Below are 22,525 nucleotides of genomic sequence, written 5' to 3' on the forward strand. Positions count from 1 at the left end.
CCTCTTACGCTTTCGCCTTATAAAGTAAATATAAGAAATACGGTACACCGACAATAGAAATAACGATTCCAACTGGTAACTCTACAGGTGTGAAAACTGTTTTTGCAATAAAGTCTGAAGCAATTACAAGGAACATTCCGATTACCCCGCACGTAGGAATAATATGCTTATGCTGAATACCGACAAGTCTTTTCGCTATATGCGGTGCCATTAGTCCAATGAAACCGATACTTCCTGAAACTGCAACACAAGCGCTCACAAGTCCGATACTACTTAATAGTAAAATAGATTTCTCTCTTTCTACTGAAACTCCTAAACTTGTAATACTCGTTTCTTCCAATTGAAATAAATCTAATAAATAAGCTTTCTTTTGTATAAGCGGAATTAATATGATAAGCCACGGCAACATTGCAATAATATACTTCCAGTTTGCGCTATATATACTTCCTGAAACCCAAACTGCAGCCATCTCGAAATCAGTTGACTTCATTTTGAGTGATAGGTACATAGAAAATGCCCCAAATCCTGATCCAATCGCAATCCCTGTTAATAAAAGACGTTGCGAATCTAGCTTACCGTTTTTCCAAGAAAACAGATAAATGATAATAGCTGCACCTAATCCGCCGATTAAACCAAACATTGGCATCATCATAATAGACATCCAGTCTGTGCTCTTTAATTGTCCTTGAAAGAAAAACATAAAGATGACGATTGCTGTTCCTGCTCCGGCATTTACTCCTAAAATACCTGGGTCTGCCAATCCATTTCTCGTAATCCCTTGAATAACAGCACCTGCAACGCCGAGGCCCAATCCTACTAATCCAGCAATTACGATGCGCGGAAGACGAAACTCAAAAATAACTAAATCATGATCTGGTACTGGATCTATTCTAAAGAGTGTTTTAAATACATCTGTAATCGTAATATCAAACGTGCCATTCGTTAAACTAATATAAACAGCACATAGTATTAAAAATATAATAATCCCCATCGTCATTCCGAAACGTTGCCTTGAACTATTAAGCATGTCTCTCTCCCCCTCTTGTACGGATTAAATAAAGGAAGAAAGGAATTCCAATTAAGGAAGTAACGACTCCAATTGGCGTTTCAAATGGATAATTTACAAATCTACTTAAAACATCACATAACGCTAAGAAAACTCCACCAATAACACCTGCACATGGCAGGATCCACTTATAATCTACCCCAATTATAAAGCGAGTAATGTGCGGAATAATTAAACCTACAAAACCTACTTTTCCGACTAATGCAACTGCTGTTCCTGTTAAAAGAATAACGGATAAAATCGCCATCCCTTTAACTAGTTTTGTACGTTGTCCTAGATTAATAGATACCTCTTCTCCTAAAGAAAGAATTGTAATAGATTTTGATATTACTAATGCTAAAGCTATCCCAATTATCCCAAAAGGTATCGTGATTATAATTACATTAGGGTCCACTTGATCTAACTTTGCATTAAACCAAAAACTAACATTTTGAGAAATTTGGAAATACGAAGCCATCGCAGCAGATACACTACTTAAAAATGTTCCAATAACTGTCCCGATAATTGCTAATCTAACTGGTGATAAGCCATTTTGGAGGAGCGAACCAAAACCAAACACAATACCTGCTCCTAGCGCAGAACCAATCATTGAACACACAACCATACCAATTGATGACATTCCCGGAAGAAAAATCATACAAAGTGTAATAACAAAAGCTGCCCCATCCGTCACACCCATAATAGAAGGGGATGCAAGATAGTTTCTTGTCATCCCCTGCATAAGTGCTCCTGATATGGCTAGAAATGCTCCAACTAAAAGAGCTGCAACTACCCTTGGTAAACGTGAAGTAATAATAATATTATGATTTACATCACTTGAATCAAAATGAAATAATGCGTTCCACACTGTTTCAGCATCAATACTTTTGGCCCCATACAAAATAGAAAGTATAACTGTGAATAAGATGAGTATGGGTGCTATACATAATATAGTCACTGGTACTGCATTTGTTTTCTGCATATCATTCAACGCACCTTACTTATTGTATTATTTAGATAAATTCTTCACTGCTTCTTTTAAGAATGCTGTTTTACTCCAAGCTGTACCACCTTGTGCCATTGGGTCTACAACGTTTACAAATACTTTCTTTTCTTTCGCAGCATTCATACTTTGCCAAATTGGATTCTTTTCAATTTCTTCTAGCACTTTCGGGTTTTTATTTTCAGTTGACTCATATTGTAAGAAAATATAATCCGGGTTAAGTTCAGCAAGTTTTTCAAATGAAATTTTCTCTTGTGCTTTTACAGTTTTCAATTGTTCTGGAGCAGTTAGTCCAAGATCTTTATAAATTACAGGATTAAAGTATACTCCTTCTGGGTATAGGAATAAGTCGTTTGCTCTAAGTCTAATAACAAGTACTTTTTTGTCTTTTAACTTATCTCCTAATTTTGCTTTTGCTTTTTCAGCATCCGTATTGTAATCTTTAATAATCTTTTCTGCTTTATCTTTTTTACCAGTTAATTCTCCCATTAACTTTAAATTATCTTCCCAATTTGTTGACACGTGCGATACTGGGAATGTCGGAGCTACTTTCGTGAACTTTTCAGCTGTTTCTGCTGGGAATTTCGTACTTGATGTAATAACATCTGGTTTTAATTGTAGTAATGTTTCAAAATTTGGTTCCATTTTCTCACCAACAGATTTTGCACCTTCTAAATCTTTTTCAAGATACTTCGGTAATTTACCACCAACAGTAATTGCACCGACTGGCTTAATACCAAGTACCGCTGCATCTTCCATTGACTCTAAACTAGCTGTCGCAATTTTATCTACTTTTGCTGGTACTGTATATTCTTCACCTAAATATGTAATTTTTCTTTTTTCGTCTTTTTTCGTTTCCGTAGCTTTTGTCTGTTGCTTTTGCTCCCCAGAAGTTTTATCAGCGCTATTACATGCTGCTAATCCTACACTTAATACTGTAACCATCCCTAATGTAAATAACTTCTTGTTCATCTTTATATATCTCCTCTCTAATTTTCAAACTATATTCTCAACAAAATTTAACTATATGAAACTTGTCTTACATATATATTTCATTAGATTAATAATTCTATCCAGAACTCATTCCCGTTCACTTCCCCTAAACTATAATTCTTTTACACCTCATCCATTGATAACCCTTTTCATTGATAATGATTATCGTTACTAAGTATATATTTAATATGCAATTATTTCAAGAAAGATTTGAAAAATTTTAACAAACTGAATAAAAAAGAAGTATCCGCCTAATGTCAGGGAGATACTTCTTTTTTTAGAAATTTATGTGTAATTCAACTGGGCAATGGTCTGATCCCATTACTTCACTATTAATTTTCGCCTCTGTTATTTTGTCTTTCATTCTTTCAGAAACAACAAAATAATCTAAACGCCATCCAATATTTTTCGCTCTCGCTCCCATACGATACGACCACCATGAGTATGCGCCTTCCTGATCAGGATACAGATAACGATATGTATCAATAAATCCTTCTTCTAAAATACGTGTGAATTTCTCTCGTTCCTCATCAGAGAATCCAGGATTTTTACGATTACTTTTTGGATTTTTCAAATCGATTTCTTTATGAGCAACGTTTAAATCACCGCAAAAAATAACTGGTTTCTTTTCATCTAATCGTTTTATATACGCCCGGAAATCATCTTCCCATTTCATTCTGTAATCTAATCGTTCTAATCCACGTTTTGAATTTGGTGTATATAACGTTATCATATAAAAACCTTCGAATTCTACAGTAATAACTCGGCCTTCTTGATCATGCTCTTCGATGCCTAAACCGTATGTAACAGAAAGCGGTTCTTGTTTCGAAAAAATAGCCGTTCCTGAATAGCCTTTTTTCACAGCATAATTCCAGTATGTATAGTATCCCTCTGGATTTAAATCAATTTGTCCATCTTGTAATTTAATCTCTTGTAAACAAAATATATCAGCATTTGATTCCTCGAGATATTCTAAAAATCCACCCTTTGCGATAACTGCTCGCAAACCATTTACATTCCATGAAATTAACTTCACTTATAGCCCTCCTCTTGATGTTTATTTCCAAATTTCATGCTATCACAAAATAGAAAAACAATCATATTTTCACCTTTGTAATCTTGCTCTTACATTTGTGAATACATACATACGCACTTTATTCAGGTTATACTAATTTCAGAGGTGATGTTCTTTGCACAATGAAGGAATTACGTTAACAAATGAGCATTGGCAAGCAATTATTCAGAATGATTCTTCCTATGATAGCAAATTCTTTTATGCCGTGAAATCAACAGGAATCTTTTGCCGGCCGTCATGCAAATCAAGAATACCGAATAGAAACAATGTACGAATTTTTCATCATGCAGAGCAAGCATTAAGTGAAAACTTTCGCCCGTGCAAACGTTGTAAGCCAAATGGACTAACTTTACCTAATGAAGAATGGGTAGAACAAATTAAAGATTATATAGAAAAGAACTTTAACGAATTATTAACTCTCGATATACTTGCAGAAATGTGCCATGGTAGCCCCTTTCATTTACAACGCACTTTCAAAAAAACAACAGGAATAAGTCCAATAGAATATATACTACAGTTCAGGATTGTTAAAGCAGCAGAACAACTATTACAAACAAATCAATCCATTAAAGAAATTAGTACTGCTGTCGGGATAGAAAACACAGAGTATTTCGCAACCTTATTTAAAAAGAAAACCGGGTTTACTCCTACTGAATATCGAAAAAAGAACGAAATGAAAGAAGGATACAAAAATGAATTCCAACAAAAATAAATTTATTTATTGGACGCTACTTACACATAAGAATTGGCAGTTTCATATTGCGGCAACAGAAAATGGACTATGCTTTATTGGATCACAAGATGAAAATTTAGAAGAACTAAATATATGGGCTAGAAAAAAATTGCCACAACATATATTGGCCTGTAATCCAGATTATCTGCAATCATATGCGAAAGAAGTTACCGAGTATTTAGAAAGTAAACGAGAAACTTTTACATTCCCTATCGATGCTTACGGAACTGATTTTCAATTATCTGTTTGGAATACGGTACGTGAAATTCCTTACGGGAAAACATATTCTTATTCAGAAATTGCCGAAAGAATACAAAAACCTACGGCTGTACGTGCTGTTGCTACTGCTATTGCTGCCAACCCTCTTCTCATTACGATTCCTTGCCATCGTGTTATTGGAAAGAATGGTAAATTAACCGGATTTAGAGGTGGATTAGCAATGAAGAAAGAATTGCTTATATTAGAAAAGTCGCAGGTAAAATGCATATGACAGCAGAACATACTAGCGCATTAACTTTAGTAGTTCCAACAGAATTTAGTTTCCAAGAAAATTTACGCTATCTATCGCGTTCTAACAATGAATGTATGTTCCACATTGAAGATAACAAAATTTATAAAGTGATCCCTGTTCACGATGTAAATCTTTTAGTTGAAATTAGTATGAATATGGATGGAAATATTCAAATACGTTTTTTAGAAGAATTATATACATCTGAAGAATTGGTATGCGAAGCTGTCGCTCACTATGTGAAAGAGTGGTTTGATTTAACTACTGATTTAGCTCCCTTTTATACATTAGCTAAACATGATGTACTCCTTCAAAGACCAATTGAACAATATTATGGTCTTCGTACTTTAGGTATTCCAGACTTATTTGAAGCACTTTCCTGGGGAATTATCGGTCAGCAAATAAACCTCACATATGCTTATACACTAAAAAGAAGATTAGTCGAACACTTTGGAAGTTATGTAGAGTGGAATGATAGAAAACATTGGATATTCCCTTCTCCTGAAACGATTGCCAATTTACATGTAGAGGATCTCAAAAACTTAAAAATGACGACTAGAAAATGTGAATATTTAATCGGTATTGCAAAGCTTATTACAGAAGGAAAACTATCAAAAGAATCTTTACTACAAATACAAGACGTGAAACAAGCTGAAAAACAATTAACTGCTATACATGGTATAGGACCGTGGACTGCCCACTATGTTTTAATGCGCTGTTTACGATTTCCTTCCGCTTTTCCAATTGACGATGTTGGTTTGCACAATGCAATTAAATATATAACAGGTTCTGAAAGTAAACCGACTAAACGTGAAATAAAAGATTTTGCGGCAAATTGGACCAACTGGGAGTCTTACGCAACTTTTTATTTGTGGCGAGTATTATACTAAAAAACCAAGTAGCGCATCCGCACTACTTGGTTTTTTTTAAGCTTGTTCTTCGAAGCGTCTTGCGATTTCCACAATAACTTGAACAGCTTTTTCCATCGTATCTACCGAAACATATTCAAATTTACCGTGATAGTTTTCACCACCTGTGAAAATATTCGGCGTTGGTAATCCCATATACGATAATTGTGATCCATCTGTTCCACCACGAATCGGATGAATGTTTGGTTCGATATTTAAGCTTTTCATCGCCTCATATGCAATATCAACAATTTCTCTCACTGGTTCAATTTTTTCAAGCATGTTATAGTATTGATCATTCATTTCTAAAACGACTGCATCTTGTCCATACTTCTCTTGCATTTGCTTCACAATATTTTCAACGTTATGTTTACGCGCTTCAAAATTTTCACGATCAAAATCTCGAATAATATAATACGCTTTACTTTGCTCAACGTCACCATTTAAAGAAAGTAAATGATAGAATCCTTCATAACCCTCTGTATATTCCGGCGCCTCTTCTACCGGTAAATAGCTATTAAACTCCATAGCAAGTTTAGTTGCGTTACGCATTTTATTTTTCGCTGTTCCAGGATGTGTATTCGTTCCGTTAAACGTTAACTTAGCACCTGCAGCATTAAAGCTTTCATACTCTAAACCACCTAATGGACCTCCATCCATCGTATAAGCACATGATGCACCAAACGCTTCTACATCAAAATGCGCTGGCCCACGACCAATTTCTTCATCCGGCGTAAATGCAACTCTAATTTTCCCATGCTTAATTTGCGGATTATGTATTAAATAATTCATTGCAACCATAATTTCTGTAAGACCCGCTTTATCATCTGCTCCAAGAAGTGTCGTACCATCCGTTGTAATAATCGTATGCCCTTTATATGATGGTAATTCTGGAAACTGTTCTGGCGTTAACACAACATTTAGCTCTTCATTTAACGTAATTGCATTGCCATCAAAATTTTCATGAATTTGTGGTTTTACGTTTTTCCCTGTAAAATCTGTTGCCGTATCTAAATGTGCTAAAAAGCCGATTACTGGAACATCCTTATCCGTATTAGCAGGAAGTGTTGCCATTACATACCCATTATCATCCATTGTTACTTCTGTTAAGCCAATCTCTTTTAACTCTTCCACTAATATCTTTCCAAACTCAATTTGTCCAGGTGTTGTTGGTACTGTATGACTTTCTTCATTTGATTGTGTATCAATCTTTACATATCTCGTAAATCTTTCAATAAGTTCTTGTTTCAAACTCATTCACTCCCTTTTACGTTTCTCTTTCTATTATAATCCTTAAAACGAAATATTTTAACTTTTTTGACTGTGAATATATATTTCATTTGTATTTTAGAAATTATGAATACCAACTAAAAAGTCGTAATATTTGTACATTAAGACTCTTACATGTAATATACATAATTATAAAATATGGGAGGTATTAAAGATGAGGCTAACTCTCTTACGCTATTTTCTTTTTTTCTTAGGATTAATTTTTTTCGGCCTTGGGAATGCTCTTGCAGTCAAAGTTAAATTTCTCGGTTTACATCCTTGGGAAGTTTTAAACATGGCTCTCTACCAAAGATTTGGATGGACCATTGGTACGTGGAGTGTCATATGTGGATTATGTCTCGTTCTCATTTCTTTACTAGTAGATCGAAAATATATAAATGTGGGCACATTTTTAAATGCACTACTTATCGGCCCCATTATGGACTTTTTCTTACAATCAAATATCCTTCCAAACGCTAGTGATTTTTTATGGATAAATTTACTCATTTTATTATCCGGTATTGCCATTACAGGTATTGGGGGAGGGATGTACGTTGCGGCTGGGATTGGTGCTGGACCTCGCGATGGATTCATGCTTACTATTTCCGACAAAACAGGACTGTCTATTAGCCGTGCTAGAATTATAGTAGAATGTGTTGTACTAGTTATTGGATTTATGCTAGGAGGTCCTGTTTTCATCGTAACTTTTCTGTACACCTTTATTCAAAGCCCAATCTTTCAACAATCATTTAAGATGTTTCAAACTCTTTTACATACTTTACATAGCAAAAAGAACATTAGTGAACATATTTAAAGTACAGCTTAATCCAAATAAATTCACCCTATTTACGATTCTCACCGCAAATAGGGTGTTTCTTTTTTTATCTCACAATTTAAGAATATATACTACTCATTTACAATAAAAGTATATATATCGTCATAAATACAGCCATTTACTTTAATGACATACTTCCCTGGTTTACTAAAACGAATTGTGTATTTATTTAGTTGAATTGCTTCTTTATCTCCAGAAAGAACATCAATGCTTCTGCCACTCAATACATAAAATTCACTTTGATTCATCGTTACATCAATTGCATTGAAATTTTCTTCTTTCACCTGCTGTGTTTCTGCAGCACTTACACTTGGTTCTAAAAACAGTAGTCCACTTAATCCAATCGTGCCCGCTAAAGCAACTCCCGCAAACTTTCTAATCTTTTTCATCACAATGTCCTCCTTATAAATTTTGTGTAAAGGTGATTTTCTCCTTTACACCACAAAGCCTATATGTAATGAAATGAAAAGTAAACGGGGACCGTAAGACAAAATTCTACATCTTTTTCTCCAATTGAATATAAATCCAATGTTTGGAATTTTGTCATATTAAAAGTTGTTTACTTAAACCAACTTCCAATAATATTATTCAGAAACTGAATAATTACTTATTGATTTAAGATTCTAAAAACAGTTGATAAAGATTCTTTCTATCTCCTATCCATAATCTTTCTACATTCATTAATTGCTCATCCTTAAATTCCAACTTATATATGTCGAGCTTCGATGCATGTATAAGAAATTCAAACCCGTATTGATTATCAAAGTAATTCATCATTAAAGTCATTACAAGCCCATGCGTACCAATTACAACTTTTTGCCCTTGAAAATCCATCAATATTTCCTTTAGCACTTTCACTATCCGTCTCTGACAATCCTTATATGACTCTCCTTCCGTTAGTGCAAAATCCGGATCAGAGAACATATTCTTTACAAGTGGATACACCTCTTTATCTGATATAATCTTATCCTCACTTAAAAACATACACTCTTTGAGATTTTCATATACTACTACTTCTTTTTCATAGAAATCGGCTGATTTTTCTATCGTTAACACAGCCCTCTTATACGGACTTGAAATGAAAGTATCGATTCCCTCTGTTTTTAATATGTCCGTTACTCTATGAGCATCTAAACTTCCCTTTTCAGTTAATCCGCTTGTTCTTTCATTTCCTTCTAATTTTGGTGATTCACCATGTCTAACCATATAGATATAGGTACTCATACTTCCTCCTTGAAAATATTCATTCGTCTTTTATAAACTTTGTTGATTTGTTCGTCTAATCCACTCGCCTACTAAACACTCGAATACTTCAGGTTGTTCAATTTGTAAATTATGCCCTGCCATATCTAACATCGCTAATGTCGCTCTTGGATAATCATCAATAATTCTTATAATGTCTTGATAACCTACCGAGATATCTTGTCTTCCAGCTAGTAAAAGAACGGGTTTCTCATATTTCATATGATGAAAATTCATAGTAAGAGAGTAATTCTTTTGCAACCTTTCAATAAATTCATAATTAGCAATATCTAGTCCCGGCTTAATCTCCTCTTTAAATCTCGTATATGTATATTCATTCGCGACCACTGCTAACTCGCAAAATTCTTCTCTATCAGTGGCAGTTAGTGTATTTAAAAACTCCTTATCTTGTACAATTATCTGTTTATTAGAGATAATCCTATTTTCTTGCTCCGCTACAACAACAGGGCATACTAATAGTAATCCATTAACTCTTTCAAACAGCTTTGTGAGTATACCTCTAGCTAAATATCCCCCATAAGATTCTCCTACTAATAAAAAGTTTTTCGTTGGAATGATTTCTTCAATACATGCAAGTAACAGTTCTAACATATGATCTGAACTATTTATCCAATCTGGAGCATTCGATTTCCCCATGCCAGGTAAATCAATATATATTCTTTGATAGCCTTTATATTTTTCGAATACTGATTCCATGCACCTCTGCATTAACCTATGATCAGGTGCACAGCCATGTATAATAATGACTGGTTTTCCTTCGCCAATGATTTCATAATATATTTCTGTATCCTTAATCCGGCATTTCATAAAAAGCCCCCTACTTTTCTATTTATCTTTACAGACTCTTCTCTTAAACCAATAGGAATATACGTTCTTATTTTACAACTTTTCAGAATATAATTTCAAATTTTATTTTTCAGATTCCAAATAAAAAAGCCTTCCATGAGTGTATCCCCTCAAAAGAAAGCTCTTTTACGTATTTCGTCCTACTTGAACTTCAAGCATCATTACCCATTATTCCTCTAGTTTCATCAACACAATTCTCCAACCATCTGGATCCTCTATCGTTATCCCCTTATCTTTCCAGTATGGATTTTCAGGCTCTACCTCATCATATCCCAATGCATACAGCCTTTTACTCACCTTTTTCATTTCGCTATCTTCACGCATATAAAATACGAGTAAATTATCTTTCGTCGGAGCTGGACATGGACTCCCCTCTATATGTCTCGTAAATTCTAAATGATATTCTTCATCTGGGAGTCCAAACATGACCCCATCATAGCCTTCATGATCGTAGAATTCACCTATACGTTTTAAGCCTACTCCTTTTTCATAGAATTCTATAACCTTTTCAAACTGATCAGTTGGACGTGCTATTCGAAATTTCACCCAATTCTTCATGCTTTTCCTCCCATACTAAAAATTTTATACATGCTTACGTATTATTGTATATACGTAACCTCTTTTTGAAATCCCTCATTAGTATGAGAATAAACACATACAAAAGTTTAGTTCATACTTTATAATGAAAATATTTTATATAAAATTGAATGTATTATCTTTATGCAATTATGCATATTCACTTGCGAACTATTAAAAAACCTATAGAATCCAAAGGATGACTAAATATACAATTCCCATTTAAAATCTTGATGAAGTACATATTATTAAAAACAACACTTTTTTAATTTTAAGAAGTATTACACTTTTTAACACTTTCCTTATAAACATGATTTTTATAAGGAAATCTGATACAATTCTTAAATAATATTATTATGTATAGATATTACGAATATAGTGCATAATTAAAGAAGGTGATTTTATTGAAATTAACTAAAAATTTACAACTATATATATTAATTGGAACATTAATATGCTATTCAATCTATTTTATATTTTTTTATCTGTTCCCTACTCATTTTTCAAATTCGGATGTACGCTTCGCTTCACTTATCGTTGAAGCCATTACATTTGTATCACTCATTTACTCTATATATTCTAAAAAAGTTAGTTCAAATCCATTTTGGATATGTATCACAATAGCAATCGGTAGCTTTTTATTAGGGAAAATAGTATACACATATGAGGATAGCTTCTTCGAAATTCCAATACATCGATTTACTATTTCTGATGTATTTTACATGTTTTTCTTATTTTTCTGTCTTATCGCTTTCTGTTATAAAATTTTAAAAGAATGCGATAAATGGGAAAAAGCGTTCTTTATTTGTGATATATGCATCGTACTTACTTCCATATTCACATTGGAGTGGTATTTATTTAATCAGCCAAATTTAAATATATTCTCTCTTTCACTAGGAGATGTTTTCCTTTCATTTCTATACCCAATTGCAGATTTATTATTTCTTCTACTAGGCGTTAGTCTCTTTTTCCGTCCGACAATTTTTAATTCCAAACGGAAGATTTATATCTTTATTTTTGTATTAATAAGTTCTGCAACTTTTAACTATATTTATTTTTACTTAAATAATCATTTATCAACTGAAACGATAACATTATTACGTCTTTTATATAGAATACCTATATTACTTATTGCAATAGCTGGTTCTATTTCAGATGATTATAATAGCACTAAAAATTACTTTATTGTACACCCTAAACTAGGAAAAAAAGTTTTAGTTGTATTCCCCTATCTTGCCGTTACAATACTAATCGGGTTTACACTAAAAGAACAAACAGCATCTTCAACTCTCATTACAGGAAATTGTATTACTTTTATTTTCGTACTCATTCGTCATTCTATTGTACGTATGCAAAACAATTCCCTAACAAAACGTTTACAGGCATTTAATGCTCAACTAGAAGAAAAAGTGACTTTACGAACTTCTGATTTAGTTTATAAATCAGAGGCTCTATCTCAGAAACAACAAAAATTCAAATCACTATATGAATATCATCCTGATCCTATTTTTACGATTGATTTAAATGGAATCTTCTTAAATGTAAATAAAGCTGGAAGTATGTTACTGGGAGCACCAACGAATGAGTTACTCGGTGAAACTTGTTTTTCGATTATTTTAGATGAAGATAAACATAAACTAGCATCTGCATTAGAAAAAGTGAAACAACAAGAATCGGCATCCTTACAACTCAGTTCTCAATATAAAGATGGCTTTACTTATTTTTTATACGTTACCATCGTCCCTATTATGATAGACGGGCAAATTTCAGGAAGCTATATAATGGTGAAAGATATTACTGCACTAAAAAAACAGCAAGAAGAAATAAAATATTTAGCATTCCATGATACTGTAACGAAAATTGGGAACCGTGCCTTTTTCCATAAGAAATTAAAAAGAGTTATAAAAAATGCTAGAACAACAGACAGTGAGTTCGCATTATTATATTTAGATTTAGATCGCTTTAAAGCAATTAACGATACACTGGGACATTCGTCAGGAGATTACATATTAGAAGAAGTAGCAAAGCGATTCCAATCCTGTCTTCCATCACATACTCATCTGTCAAGAATCGGTGGCGATGAATTTACAATTTTAATTGAAAACTATACTGACGAAGATTCCTTATTCCAATTATGTAACCGGTTATTTGAATGCATGGAAAAGCCGTTTGTCATACATGAGCATACATTAACTTTATCACTAAGTATCGGCATCGCAATTTATCCACATTCCGGAATCGATACCGCTACACTTCTGAAAAACGCTAATGTTGCAATGTATGATGCAAAGGCAAAAGAGCTTAACTCTGTCTCTATTTATGACGATGTAATCGCTAAAAAAATTGAAAGACGATTACGATTAGAAAAAGATTTACCAAACGCAATACAAAATGAAGAATTATTCCTTTTATACCAACCTCAAGTTGATAGTGAATCTAATAAAATTATTGGTGCAGAGGCTTTAATCAGGTGGAATCATCCTGAATTAGGCGTTATTTCTCCATACGAGTTTATTCCGATTGCAGAAGAAACACTACAAATTATTCCAATAGGAAAATGGACATTAGAGCAAGCTTGCGAGCAAATGAAACGTTGGCATGCACTCGGATATTCACATTTAAAAATAGGTGTAAATTTATCTGCTAAAGAATTTGAACAAGAGGATTTTGTAAAGTCTATTTCTTCTACTTTAGCAAATACAGGTTTACCAGCAAGTTCTCTCGATCTTGAGTTAACAGAGCGAATTGCAATGATGGATGAACGAGAAACATTGATAAAATTGCGCACACTAAAAAGTTTAGGGATTCACATTTCAATCGACGACTTTGGTACAGGCTATTCTTCGCTAGCTTACTTACCTTTATATCCAATCGATACGTTAAAAATCCCAAGAGAATTTATTACAATGTCTGAAACATGTGACGATGGAATGGAAATTATTAAAACAATCATCACATTAGCAAATACATTAGGAATGTCTGTCATTGCTGAAGGGGTAGAGACGAAAGAACACGTGAATTTCCTTCAAAAAAATAAATGTCAGTTTATTCAAGGTTACTATTACAGTAAACCTATTCATACTAATGCATTTACTGAGCTATTAGAAAGTGGGATTCACCCATAATACATAGCTAATCAGGATAAGTAATAATGAATTTGAACAACTATAGTAAAAAGGAAAGAAGATACCTTCTTTCCTTTTTACTATTTAAATTTCTATTACTGTACCACTTCATTTATTATATCTATTAATTGATGAATCCCCTCATCATTTGTTTTCGTATAGCCAGTCATGTTTTGAATATATCTCTCCTTATTTGCATACAACTTATTTACTGCATGTATGAATACATTCATACTTACTTTGTCTTGGAGTATAACTTCTGCATATCCTTGCCGAGAAAAATATTCAGCATTTAAAACTTGATCTCCCCTACTGGAACTGTTAGTTAGCGGGATAAGCAACATTGGTTTCTTCAAGAATAGCAATTCAGAAATAGCAGTAGAACCCGCTCTCGAAACTACAACACTCGCCATATTTAGTATATGCGGCAACTCTTCCCCTATATATTCAAATTGCATATAACCTTCCATACCAATAGATGAATCCACCTTCCCTTTACCGCACATATGAACAATATTAAAATTTAATAGTAATGTTTCCAAACTTTCCCTTACCATATCATTTATCCATTGAGCACCTTGACTCCCACCCATAATTAACAATACTGGTTTATCTTGCTGAAATTTACAATAGCTTCTTCCCCGTAATACATTGCCCCTCTCAATTTCTTCCCTTACAATTGGTCCTACATAAACCTTCTTCTCATTACTTACATTTTCTCCTGTCTGAGGAAATGTTGTGCATAGTTTTGTAGTAAAAGGTAATGCTATTTTATTTGCTAATCCTAACGTACTATCTGGTTCACGTATTATTACGGGTACTTTATTCATCCACGCTCCTATTACTACCGGAACGGAAACAAATCCTCCTGCCGAAAAAATAACATCTGGTTTTATTCGTTTCATCAATTTATAACTTTGTATGCAACCTTTTATTATTTTAAAAGGATCTTTAAAGTTCTCCCAATCCCAATATCTCCTAAACTTTCCCGTTGAAATACTATTGTATTTCACATTTTGAACTAATAGTTTTTCAATTCCATTTTGAGATCCAATATACTCAACTCCCCATCCTTTTTCCATAAATTTAGGAATCAATACCATATTAATCATTACGTGTCCGGCTGTACCGCCCCCAGTAAAGAGAATCTTTTTATTCATAATTTATATCCACCTTTATCATTAAAAATCTTGTTTTATACTTATCTATTAAATGTAAGTAAACTTACTATTATTTATATAAACATTTAACTCAAATCCTATATCTTGCAAAAAATCTTTAACGAGATCATAAAAATCATTTCCATACTCACTACATTCATACTGAGCAAAGACTTGAATTACCGCCCTAGTTCCTGTACCTATTACTGGACTTTTCCTATCACCCTTTTTACCCTCCACATAGACTAGACATTTATTTATCGCCTCATAGATACACAAAACATGCTCTTCCTCATCTTTCCAGTCCAGCGTATCAACAATTAAAAGAAATAGCGTATTTTGATTATCTATTGTTTTATAGCCATTCATATATTTCTTACACCCTTTTTATTTTTCATTGAATGCAGATTTCACTACACTTCGCATACTCAAGTACATCTTTTAATGATTGATGAAATTGAATTTCTGGGACCCAACCTAACCTTTTTATATCCTCTATTACTAAACTCTCATTTGATTCGCTCCCACTATGCTCTGCTTCTTTTATGGAAAAATTTAGCTGTGTTAATTCTTTGTATTGTTCTATTACATCTAATAAAGACCGTTTTACCCCTGATCCAATATTATATTGTTTTCCATTTGTTCCATCGCGTAATAACACATGATACGCTTTAACCGCATCACGTACATCTAAAAAATCCCTACTATCTTTCAAACTGTTTACTTCAATAATTGCTTCACTTTTATTCGACTCTATCGTTATCATTTTTTTTGCAAGAATAGAACAAATACCATTCGATACTCCTGGACCAATTAAATTCGAGGGCTTTGCAATGATAATATTTGAATTCATTAATTCACTCCACGCTTCTGCAATAATGACTTGCATCGTTTTACTTAAACTATATGGATTTGAAATTTTTATTTCGTTCATACTATCTGCTTGCAAAGCAGATCCTATAACCAACGTTCTACAGTGAGGTGCTTCTTGCTTAATTGCTTCTAATAAATATAATGTCCCTATTACATTAATCTCTACATATTCAAGAGCAGCTGTCCAAGACTCTATGACCGAATTCCTTCCTGCTAAATGCAATACATAATCTGGCTTTATTCGTTTCATTACCTTCATTACTTCGCTCTTATTAGTTAAATTACAAGTAATACCATTCCCAATTGTTTCTCTATATGCACGATTTTGAAACATAGGAATTACATGAAAGCCCTGCTCTAAAAAATATTGGCAAGCATGGCGTCCTGTGAAACCATTTGCACCAGTTATTAAAAGGCTCGCATTTTTTTTCATCGTAAAAACCCTCCTTTTCCTAGCATTTGTTTCACCTCATGTTTTGTAAGTAAGTCTTGTTGAGAACTAAAACTCTTCATATCCACTAGCGGATAGCTAGAATAATATTCTTGAAGTCCTTCTATAGAAATCGTCGGTAGTACCACAAAATAATTTTGATCAAAACTTATACTTGTTTTACTCTCTACCTCAGATAAAAGCATTTCACTTAATTTTTCACCCGGTCTTATCCCTACCTCTTTTACCTTAATGTTTTCTTTTTCCGAATCTTCAATTAATACTTCTGCTAAATCTGTTATTTTACATGCCGGCATTTTCATAACAAAGATTTCCCCGCCTCTACCTTGATATACGGCTTTAAATAACAATTCAACAGCATCTTCAACTGTTAAGAAAAATCTAGTCATATTAGCATCGGTAATCCCTACTTGTGAAGATTTTTTAATTTGTTGTTTAAAAAGTGGTACTACACTTCCACTCGTTCCTAAAACATTTCCACCACGAACACAAATGAATTTTGTTTTCTTCGTTTGCATATTCGCATGAACCATTAATTTCTCACCAATTGCTTTTGTCATCCCATACGTATTTGATGGATCGGCCGCTTTATCCGTTGAAACATATATAACTTTCTCAACTTGCATCTGTATAGATGCTTCAATTACATTTTGTGTACCATGTATATTAGTTTTTATAGCTTCATAAGGATAATACTCACATACTGGAACATGTTTTAAAGCTGCAAGATGGAATACATAATGTACACCTTGGCAAGCATAGGCTAGTTGATCTTTATCACGAATATCTCCAATAATAAATTTTAATCTATCATCATTTATAAACTGTTGCTGCATTTCAAACTGAACCGTTTCATTTCTTGAAAAAACCCTAATTTCTTTCGGTGATTTTTCTAATAGTTGTTTTATAAGTTCATGTCCCCACGAGCCTGTACCACCAGTAATTAAAATTATTTTATTTAGCATTTCTTTTCCTCCTACTACACATTTCAATTAAAATTGTATTTATAAAAATTTATTGAATTATTTTCAATTGATTTAAATCATAATCGTCGTTTGTTACATTTAATTGACAAAATAAAAAAACAGAAACTATTAAACATAGTTTCTGTTTTTCATTTCACCTCACAACAGTAAGATTTTTTATACTGTTTTCATGATAAATAAATTCCTTGTAAAAAAACACCGCTCATTTATTTCTTATACTCGTAATAAAATAAATAGAATGACTCATAGCCAATAATCATGTTTAAATTTATGAATAAGGGAGGTAACGGAATGGACCGAAATAATTCAAATCATACATATAACGGACATTCCAAAGCCCTGCCTCTCTCACTATTCGATATAAAAAATGAATTGAAACAAAAAAGCAAGCTTATTCCTTCTGGTACCATGTATAAATTAACGAAAGAAGAGCAACTCATCATCAACAAAATAAAAATACAAACAGAACAGCTAAATAAAAATAATGTGACAAGAACACGCGCATACTATCAATTTTACATTCAATATCCAGAAATACATTGGGCACTGCTTGGACATATGGTATCACGTAACGGTGGTTGGAATATGACTGATTTAAAGGGCGATTTATATACGAGAATTTTATCAGAGAAAGATCAATTCATATTTTTTTCTTTTTTAGAAAGAGGGAATTGGCTTATTTTCCAAGATGTATACCCTCAATTTTTACTTTACGAACAAAGTATAAAGAGATCACAAAAGTTATTTCACCTTCTCCCTCACCTAAATGTTTCTACATTTATGGAAACGATGTGGAACGATTTTTGGAAAACAGGCAACAAAAAAACATTAGCGATTGCAACTATTATTAATGAACAAAACTACTTAGAAAAAAGAGTGATTCAAAATGTACAATTTAAAAAGACTGTACTAAATAGTATTGGATTTAAACTCTTTGATTTCTTTCAGTTTAATCATATCCTTTTCCCATTCTACGAAAATGATAAAAAACAAAAAGTATTACTATTTGGTGATACAATGAAACATTTCACTTCCTTACATGAACGAATATTAATTGGAAAAAGATTGTATTCATTATTATTTCGAGATACACATGTTTTATCTCAAATAATAAGCTGGGCCCAACACCATCCGCATACAGGATCAAGGAAAGATTACTGGCCCCATTTATTTTCAAGTGTAAATGAATCTTTTTCCCGTGAGTTTTATAAGCGCCGAATAAAGAAATGCCAGTTGCGAAGTGGCGCTTATCGTATATACAGTCCTGCACTCATCTATGCATGGAGAGATATGAAGCATGAGGAAGTTGACAGTGAAGATTGGTTTACCGATTGGCAAGTTGTAAATTACTTAGTTGATAAGGAGGAAAATATAAATGGACAAATTACAGAAGACTACTGCAAAACACTCGAAAAAATTGAACTCGCAATTCTCGCAAAGAAAAATGTCCTCCTCCGAGAAGAAGAATGAGTTTCTAGCATTAGTCGTTACAATTTTACTCTCTTCTATGATCGGAACTTGCTTAGATGCTTTCTTCGTTGCAAAACAAATGTATTCCTTTCCAGTTAGACCGTTCTCATCCATATTTTCAGTTAACATTGGCTTTACTTTGTTTGTACTACCGATTTTAACAACGATTTTCATACAAATTTCAAAAACATTATCTGCAGTTTCTAGAATTGTATTTATTATTTCAATAGGTATTTGTGCTAGTATTTTTGAACAGGTTGCTGAAAGATTCGGTTTCTTTATTCATAGTGTGGATTGGAATCATACATATTCTTTATTTGGCTATATGATTTTCTTTTCTTTTATTTGGAAAGTATATCATTTCATACAAAAATAAAGAGACCATTATAGATCTCTTTTTAAGCGTACTCTTCGGTTATTGCTAGTGATGCAGGGTTTTGAAGACTTTTTGAACGTAAACGGTAGGCAACGATTTTCTTCTTATATTGCTTGATTACATCAACATGTTCCTCATAGCTATATAGAGAAAACCTAATCTCTTTGTTCCCCTTCTTCGTGTTAATAACGATCGGTGTTCCTTCCCCGTGCGGTGGGAAATAATGTTTATCTAAAAATAAAGCTTCATTAAATTCATGAATAACTTGTAGTTTCATTTCTCCCTCTATATTTTTTCCATCTACCGATATAGAGGTATTCTCTTCCTCAAGTTTTTGATGCAATTCAAATCTACTAATAATTGATTCTACAACAGAAGTTGGCATACTAGAAACTAGTACTTTAAAAGCCCCAAAAATAAATAAAGTAACTATAAACCATGTTGTCATTTTCATCATCTCCATTACATTTAAAAAATAAATTTCGTTCCATACGGTATGAGTATACTAATGAGTATTCCAGTTACAATCATCGTCACCGAACCGATTGTCGCCTCTTTCTCGCCTTCCTTCACGAGGCGGCTCACACCGATAATATGTGATGCGCATCCCATCCCCACTCCTTTTCCAATCGTACTTGTTATTCGGAAAAACTTCAGTACTGTCGGTCCGATCATAGCACCTGTTATTCCTGCAACTACTACGAAACTAGAAGTCATAGATGGAATACCACCAATTTGATCCGCTAATGAAATGGCGATAGGCATCGTCGCTAATTGCGGCAGTGTCGTTAATATGAGTTCCTTATCTATATTTAACATCCCGCCAATCACTACATTCATACTCGTTAAAGCCACTATACCTACTGCTACGCCGATAAGTATCGACAAAAAGTTTTTCATAAGTATGTTTCGCTCTTTAAATAATGGTATCGCTAATGCTACAATTGCAGGACTCAATAAACCGGAAAGAATATTCCCCCCATTTTCTCTATACTCATGATGAGAAATACCAAAAATCAAAAATAAGCAAATCATACTTGCTGTAACTGTTAGCACCGGTAACGTAAAAGGAAATGGAATTTTTTTATATAACTTTGTCGCCAATACATACATTACTATAGTAATAATAATTAAGACCATTTGCATCTTGCACCTTGTCGATTTTATTTTTTTGATGTTACTAATAATTGACCTATATACCCTGAAATAATCAAAGTTACTACTGTGCTCACAACTACTAAAAGGAATATAACAATTCCCTTACTGAAAAGAAAAGACCCGTATTCCATCAGCCCTGTTGTCGAAGGGATTAAAAATAATGGTAAAAATACGATTAATTTTTCCGCACCTAACTCAAACCATTTTAACGGTAAAACGCGAGTGGAAAGGAGCAGGAACAGTATTAACATCCCTATTAAACTTCCCGGTATTGATAGATGGAATATTTCCTGAATCCACGTACCCACTAAGCTAAATATATATAGCACGCCTACTTGAAGTAAAAGCGTCACGTACTTCATTTCTTTCCCTCATTTCACTATCACACATCCATATTATGAAATCTCATTTAGCGTGTCGGCAAACCGTTTAATTCCAAGTTGAATTTGTTCTATATTCGCTCTACCAAACGTAAATCGTATATATTCATTTTTCGAACCTAAAACACTGCCCGGAACAAATGCGACACCATTCCGTATAGATTCACCTAATAAGTGATATTCATCAAACTTTCCTTTCACTTTACACCATACATGTATTCCACCCTCTGGCACGAAACATTCAACTCGGTCTCCCAATGTTTCTTCAAGCTCTGCAATTAATTCATCTCTTCTTTGCTTCAATTGTCCACGAAGTATCGTAATATGTGTATGAAAATCCTTTGATTCCAAAAATTGATTTGCTACCCACTGCGTAAATACACTATGGCCAAAATCAACTTGTTGCTTTGCATCTGCTAAACGCTCAATTACGCGTGTCGGACCAATTATCCATCCAATACGTAATCCTGATGCAACAATTTTTGATAATGAACTTATATAAAGAACATTTCCATTTTGGTCCATTGATTTTAATGTCGGGTTCACTTCTCCATTAAAAGAAATTAAACTATACGGATCATCTTCTACAATTGGTATACCGAACTCAGAAGACAGTTCTAAAATCTTTTTACGTCTCGCTAATGAAAGCACAGTACCTGTTGGATTTTGATAATCTGGATTCAGAAATACCATGCGAATACGATGCTTTTTATGCAAATCAATTAAATCATCTGGATTCATTCCATGCTGATCAACAGGTAGATGGAATATTTGTAAGCCCGCGGATTTAAACATCGGCAATGAAAAACAATACGACGGATCTTCAATTGCAATTGCATCGCCAGGTTTTAATAAACATTGAACGATAAGATTAAGCGCCTGTTGTGCTCCAGATGTAATAAGAATAGAGCTTGAATCTGCTTCAATTTGTTTATATTGCTGAACATGTGCTGCAATTGTTTTTCTCAACATCTCATTTCCAAGTGGATGGTCATAGCCGAGGTTTTCCATAAATGTTTTCTCCGACAAAATTTTTCGAAATCTATCACTCGGAATTAATTCTGGTGACAGTTCACCACTTGCTAAATTAATTAAATCATCTTTTTGTGTTTCCGTTCGAATTTGTTGAACGAGTGGTACGTTAGGTAAGAACGATCCATCCTCCACGTACCTACCCCAGTTCGGTATTCGTTTATGTGAGACACCCCATATGTCTGTATTGACCCGTGTTCCGCTTCCCTTTTGCCGTTCTACTACTCCAAGTGATTTTAATTCTTCATACGCAGCTACTATTGTACTCCGGTTCACCTGTAATTCCTTTGCCAATATACGCTCAGAAGGTAACTTACTATCAGAAGGAAATTCACCTGAAGAAATGCCTCTTTCAATATAATCAGCAATTTGTTTATATACAGGTGTCTTATCTGCACGATTTGGTTTCCATTCCATCTAGTTCCCTCCTTTCAAAACGAACTATCCTCATTTTTTACTA

At 33.5% G+C, this 22,525-nt stretch carries 24 protein-coding genes; 7 read left to right on the forward strand and 17 right to left on the reverse strand.

What is annotated here, in order from left to right; translation table 11 throughout:
* Positions 1 to 4: 4 nt before the first annotated feature.
* The 4 genes from K5S59_RS09740 to K5S59_RS09755 form a co-directional block, all read right to left on the reverse strand.
* The gene (locus K5S59_RS09740; protein ID WP_000935144.1) at positions 5 to 1,027 is read right to left on the reverse strand and encodes a FecCD family ABC transporter permease; all 1,023 of its coding nucleotides are present in this window, start codon (positions 1,025 to 1,027) and stop codon (positions 5 to 7) included.
* Entirely contained in the window at positions 1,020 to 2,027 is a 1,008-nt protein-coding gene (locus K5S59_RS09745) for a FecCD family ABC transporter permease (protein WP_001173063.1), read from the reverse strand. Before K5S59_RS09745 ends, K5S59_RS09740 begins: the two co-directional genes overlap by 8 nt.
* Before the next feature lie 27 nt (positions 2,028 to 2,054).
* Positions 2,055 to 3,020, reverse strand: coding sequence for an iron-hydroxamate ABC transporter substrate-binding protein (locus tag K5S59_RS09750; RefSeq protein WP_120450808.1), 966 nt, complete (start codon positions 3,018 to 3,020; stop codon positions 2,055 to 2,057).
* Between the two features lie 298 nt (positions 3,021 to 3,318).
* Complete coding sequence (locus K5S59_RS09755) at positions 3,319 to 4,077, reverse strand: exodeoxyribonuclease III (protein WP_000767604.1); 759 nt, start codon at positions 4,075 to 4,077, stop codon at positions 3,319 to 3,321.
* Positions 4,078 to 4,231: 154 nt separating this feature from the next.
* On the opposite strand from K5S59_RS09755, the gene K5S59_RS09760 reads away from it, so the two are divergent.
* Genes K5S59_RS09760 through K5S59_RS09770 form a run of 3 tightly spaced genes read left to right on the forward strand, consistent with a single transcriptional unit; the run spans position 4,232 to position 6,247 of the window.
* Positions 4,232 to 4,828 (forward strand): bifunctional transcriptional activator/DNA repair enzyme AdaA, encoded by a 597-nt coding sequence (locus K5S59_RS09760; RefSeq protein WP_000551295.1) that lies wholly within the window; start codon positions 4,232 to 4,234, stop codon positions 4,826 to 4,828.
* The gene (locus K5S59_RS09765) at positions 4,809 to 5,339 is read left to right on the forward strand and encodes a methylated-DNA--[protein]-cysteine S-methyltransferase (protein ID WP_097844251.1); all 531 of its coding nucleotides are present in this window, start codon (positions 4,809 to 4,811) and stop codon (positions 5,337 to 5,339) included. Before K5S59_RS09760 ends, K5S59_RS09765 begins: the two co-directional genes overlap by 20 nt.
* Positions 5,336 to 6,247 carry a DNA-3-methyladenine glycosylase family protein gene (locus K5S59_RS09770; RefSeq protein ID WP_000123145.1) on the forward strand — a complete coding sequence of 304 codons (912 nt, stop codon included), beginning with the start codon at positions 5,336 to 5,338 and terminating at the stop codon, positions 6,245 to 6,247. Before K5S59_RS09765 ends, K5S59_RS09770 begins: the two co-directional genes overlap by 4 nt.
* 36 nt (positions 6,248 to 6,283) lie before the next feature.
* Here the strand turns inward: K5S59_RS09770 and pepT are convergent, their stop codons facing one another.
* The gene (pepT, locus tag K5S59_RS09775) at positions 6,284 to 7,516 is read right to left on the reverse strand and encodes a peptidase T (RefSeq protein ID WP_000806997.1); all 1,233 of its coding nucleotides are present in this window, start codon (positions 7,514 to 7,516) and stop codon (positions 6,284 to 6,286) included.
* A 193-nt stretch (positions 7,517 to 7,709) separates the two neighbouring features.
* Here pepT and K5S59_RS09780 point away from each other — a divergent pair, with 193 nt between their 5' ends.
* Positions 7,710 to 8,348 (forward strand): YczE/YyaS/YitT family protein, encoded by a 639-nt coding sequence (locus tag K5S59_RS09780; protein WP_001241281.1) that lies wholly within the window; start codon positions 7,710 to 7,712, stop codon positions 8,346 to 8,348.
* A gap of 92 nt (positions 8,349 to 8,440) precedes the next feature.
* On the opposite strand, the gene K5S59_RS09785 is transcribed toward K5S59_RS09780, so the two are convergent.
* The 4 genes from K5S59_RS09785 to K5S59_RS09800 all read right to left on the reverse strand — a co-directional run bounded on the left by K5S59_RS09785 (position 8,441) and on the right by K5S59_RS09800 (position 11,036).
* Positions 8,441 to 8,758 carry a hypothetical protein gene (locus K5S59_RS09785; protein WP_000723810.1) on the reverse strand — a complete coding sequence of 106 codons (318 nt, stop codon included), beginning with the start codon at positions 8,756 to 8,758 and terminating at the stop codon, positions 8,441 to 8,443.
* Between the two features lie 226 nt (positions 8,759 to 8,984).
* Positions 8,985 to 9,593 (reverse strand): histidine phosphatase family protein, encoded by a 609-nt coding sequence (locus tag K5S59_RS09790; RefSeq protein WP_120450810.1) that lies wholly within the window; start codon positions 9,591 to 9,593, stop codon positions 8,985 to 8,987.
* A gap of 30 nt (positions 9,594 to 9,623) precedes the next feature.
* The gene (locus K5S59_RS09795; RefSeq protein ID WP_098872151.1) at positions 9,624 to 10,439 is read right to left on the reverse strand and encodes an alpha/beta fold hydrolase; all 816 of its coding nucleotides are present in this window, start codon (positions 10,437 to 10,439) and stop codon (positions 9,624 to 9,626) included.
* Positions 10,440 to 10,646: 207 nt separating this feature from the next.
* The gene (locus tag K5S59_RS09800) at positions 10,647 to 11,036 is read right to left on the reverse strand and encodes a VOC family protein (protein WP_061678152.1); all 390 of its coding nucleotides are present in this window, start codon (positions 11,034 to 11,036) and stop codon (positions 10,647 to 10,649) included.
* Positions 11,037 to 11,458: 422 nt separating this feature from the next.
* Here K5S59_RS09800 and K5S59_RS09805 point away from each other — a divergent pair, with 422 nt between their 5' ends.
* Positions 11,459 to 14,179: a GGDEF domain-containing phosphodiesterase gene (locus K5S59_RS09805; protein WP_120450812.1), complete on the forward strand. Its 2,721-nt coding sequence runs from the start codon at positions 11,459 to 11,461 to the stop codon at positions 14,177 to 14,179.
* A gap of 95 nt (positions 14,180 to 14,274) precedes the next feature.
* Here K5S59_RS09805 and K5S59_RS09810 read toward each other — a convergent pair whose 3' ends face one another.
* Genes K5S59_RS09810 through K5S59_RS09825 form a run of 4 tightly spaced genes read right to left on the reverse strand, consistent with a single transcriptional unit; the run spans position 14,275 to position 17,628 of the window.
* Entirely contained in the window at positions 14,275 to 15,339 is a 1,065-nt protein-coding gene (locus K5S59_RS09810) for an undecaprenyldiphospho-muramoylpentapeptide beta-N-acetylglucosaminyltransferase (protein ID WP_001035070.1), read from the reverse strand.
* A gap of 48 nt (positions 15,340 to 15,387) precedes the next feature.
* Positions 15,388 to 15,708, reverse strand: coding sequence for a DUF6572 domain-containing protein (locus tag K5S59_RS09815; protein WP_001014805.1), 321 nt, complete (start codon positions 15,706 to 15,708; stop codon positions 15,388 to 15,390).
* 25 nt (positions 15,709 to 15,733) lie between these two features.
* Positions 15,734 to 16,645, reverse strand: coding sequence for an SDR family oxidoreductase (locus K5S59_RS09820; RefSeq protein ID WP_000739096.1), 912 nt, complete (start codon positions 16,643 to 16,645; stop codon positions 15,734 to 15,736).
* Positions 16,642 to 17,628, reverse strand: coding sequence for a UDP-N-acetylglucosamine 4,6-dehydratase family protein (locus tag K5S59_RS09825; RefSeq protein WP_000932599.1), 987 nt, complete (start codon positions 17,626 to 17,628; stop codon positions 16,642 to 16,644). The genes K5S59_RS09820 and K5S59_RS09825 overlap by 4 nt, the downstream gene beginning before the upstream one ends.
* 312 nt (positions 17,629 to 17,940) lie before the next feature.
* Between K5S59_RS09825 and K5S59_RS09830 the strand changes: the two genes are divergently transcribed.
* Both K5S59_RS09830 and K5S59_RS09835 read left to right on the forward strand, forming a co-directional pair.
* Positions 17,941 to 19,119 carry a DUF2515 domain-containing protein gene (locus tag K5S59_RS09830; protein WP_000375771.1) on the forward strand — a complete coding sequence of 393 codons (1,179 nt, stop codon included), beginning with the start codon at positions 17,941 to 17,943 and terminating at the stop codon, positions 19,117 to 19,119.
* The gene (locus K5S59_RS09835) at positions 19,094 to 19,495 is read left to right on the forward strand and encodes a CBO0543 family protein (protein WP_000098931.1); all 402 of its coding nucleotides are present in this window, start codon (positions 19,094 to 19,096) and stop codon (positions 19,493 to 19,495) included. The genes K5S59_RS09830 and K5S59_RS09835 overlap by 26 nt, the downstream gene beginning before the upstream one ends.
* Before the next feature lie 22 nt (positions 19,496 to 19,517).
* On the opposite strand, the gene K5S59_RS09840 is transcribed toward K5S59_RS09835, so the two are convergent.
* The 4 genes from K5S59_RS09840 to pdxR are packed head-to-tail and all read right to left on the reverse strand — an operon-like array spanning position 19,518 to position 22,482.
* Positions 19,518 to 19,943, reverse strand: a complete 426-nt coding sequence (locus K5S59_RS09840; protein ID WP_000214607.1) for a YfmQ family protein — start codon at positions 19,941 to 19,943, stop codon at positions 19,518 to 19,520.
* Between the two features lie 20 nt (positions 19,944 to 19,963).
* Positions 19,964 to 20,635 (reverse strand): LrgB family protein, encoded by a 672-nt coding sequence (locus K5S59_RS09845; protein WP_000242937.1) that lies wholly within the window; start codon positions 20,633 to 20,635, stop codon positions 19,964 to 19,966.
* Between the two features lie 23 nt (positions 20,636 to 20,658).
* The gene (locus K5S59_RS09850; RefSeq protein ID WP_000878477.1) at positions 20,659 to 21,015 is read right to left on the reverse strand and encodes a CidA/LrgA family holin-like protein; all 357 of its coding nucleotides are present in this window, start codon (positions 21,013 to 21,015) and stop codon (positions 20,659 to 20,661) included.
* A gap of 33 nt (positions 21,016 to 21,048) precedes the next feature.
* Positions 21,049 to 22,482 carry a MocR-like pyridoxine biosynthesis transcription factor PdxR gene (gene pdxR, locus K5S59_RS09855; RefSeq protein ID WP_000454955.1) on the reverse strand — a complete coding sequence of 478 codons (1,434 nt, stop codon included), beginning with the start codon at positions 22,480 to 22,482 and terminating at the stop codon, positions 21,049 to 21,051.
* Between the last annotated feature and the right edge of the window lie 43 nt (positions 22,483 to 22,525).

The sequence above is a fragment of the Bacillus sp. BML-BC051 genome, assembly GCF_019656175.1.
In the GTDB taxonomy this organism is placed as follows: domain Bacteria; phylum Bacillota; class Bacilli; order Bacillales; family Bacillaceae_G; genus Bacillus_A; species Bacillus_A mobilis.

Excerpts from the sequence above, each read along its gene's own strand:
- K5S59_RS09850 (WP_000878477.1), bottom strand. The coding sequence starts at position 21,015 with ATGAAGTACGTGACGCTTTTACTTCAAGTAGGCGTGCTATATATATTT.
- K5S59_RS09785 (WP_000723810.1), bottom strand. The coding sequence starts at position 8,758 with ATGAAAAAGATTAGAAAGTTTGCGGGAGTTGCTTTAGCGGGCACGATT.
- K5S59_RS09830 (WP_000375771.1), top strand. The coding sequence starts at position 17,941 with ATGGACCGAAATAATTCAAATCATACATATAACGGACATTCCAAAGCC.
- K5S59_RS09780 (WP_001241281.1), top strand. The coding sequence starts at position 7,710 with ATGAGGCTAACTCTCTTACGCTATTTTCTTTTTTTCTTAGGATTAATT.
- K5S59_RS09820 (WP_000739096.1), bottom strand. The coding sequence starts at position 16,645 with ATGAAAAAAAATGCGAGCCTTTTAATAACTGGTGCAAATGGTTTCACA.
- K5S59_RS09800 (WP_061678152.1), bottom strand. The coding sequence starts at position 11,036 with ATGAAGAATTGGGTGAAATTTCGAATAGCACGTCCAACTGATCAGTTT.
- K5S59_RS09770 (WP_000123145.1), top strand. The coding sequence starts at position 5,336 with ATGACAGCAGAACATACTAGCGCATTAACTTTAGTAGTTCCAACAGAA.
- K5S59_RS09810 (WP_001035070.1), bottom strand. The coding sequence starts at position 15,339 with ATGAATAAAAAGATTCTCTTTACTGGGGGCGGTACAGCCGGACACGTA.
- K5S59_RS09825 (WP_000932599.1), bottom strand. The coding sequence starts at position 17,628 with ATGCTAAATAAAATAATTTTAATTACTGGTGGTACAGGCTCGTGGGGA.
- K5S59_RS09750 (WP_120450808.1), bottom strand. The coding sequence starts at position 3,020 with ATGAACAAGAAGTTATTTACATTAGGGATGGTTACAGTATTAAGTGTA.
- K5S59_RS09815 (WP_001014805.1), bottom strand. The coding sequence starts at position 15,708 with ATGAATGGCTATAAAACAATAGATAATCAAAATACGCTATTTCTTTTA.
- pdxR (WP_000454955.1), bottom strand. The coding sequence starts at position 22,482 with ATGGAATGGAAACCAAATCGTGCAGATAAGACACCTGTATATAAACAA.
- K5S59_RS09765 (WP_097844251.1), top strand. The coding sequence starts at position 4,809 with ATGAATTCCAACAAAAATAAATTTATTTATTGGACGCTACTTACACAT.
- K5S59_RS09745 (WP_001173063.1), bottom strand. The coding sequence starts at position 2,027 with ATGCAGAAAACAAATGCAGTACCAGTGACTATATTATGTATAGCACCC.
- K5S59_RS09790 (WP_120450810.1), bottom strand. The coding sequence starts at position 9,593 with ATGAGTACCTATATCTATATGGTTAGACATGGTGAATCACCAAAATTA.
- K5S59_RS09845 (WP_000242937.1), bottom strand. The coding sequence starts at position 20,635 with ATGGTCTTAATTATTATTACTATAGTAATGTATGTATTGGCGACAAAG.
- K5S59_RS09840 (WP_000214607.1), bottom strand. The coding sequence starts at position 19,943 with ATGACAACATGGTTTATAGTTACTTTATTTATTTTTGGGGCTTTTAAA.
- K5S59_RS09835 (WP_000098931.1), top strand. The coding sequence starts at position 19,094 with ATGTCCTCCTCCGAGAAGAAGAATGAGTTTCTAGCATTAGTCGTTACA.
- K5S59_RS09740 (WP_000935144.1), bottom strand. The coding sequence starts at position 1,027 with ATGCTTAATAGTTCAAGGCAACGTTTCGGAATGACGATGGGGATTATT.
- K5S59_RS09795 (WP_098872151.1), bottom strand. The coding sequence starts at position 10,439 with ATGAAATGCCGGATTAAGGATACAGAAATATATTATGAAATCATTGGC.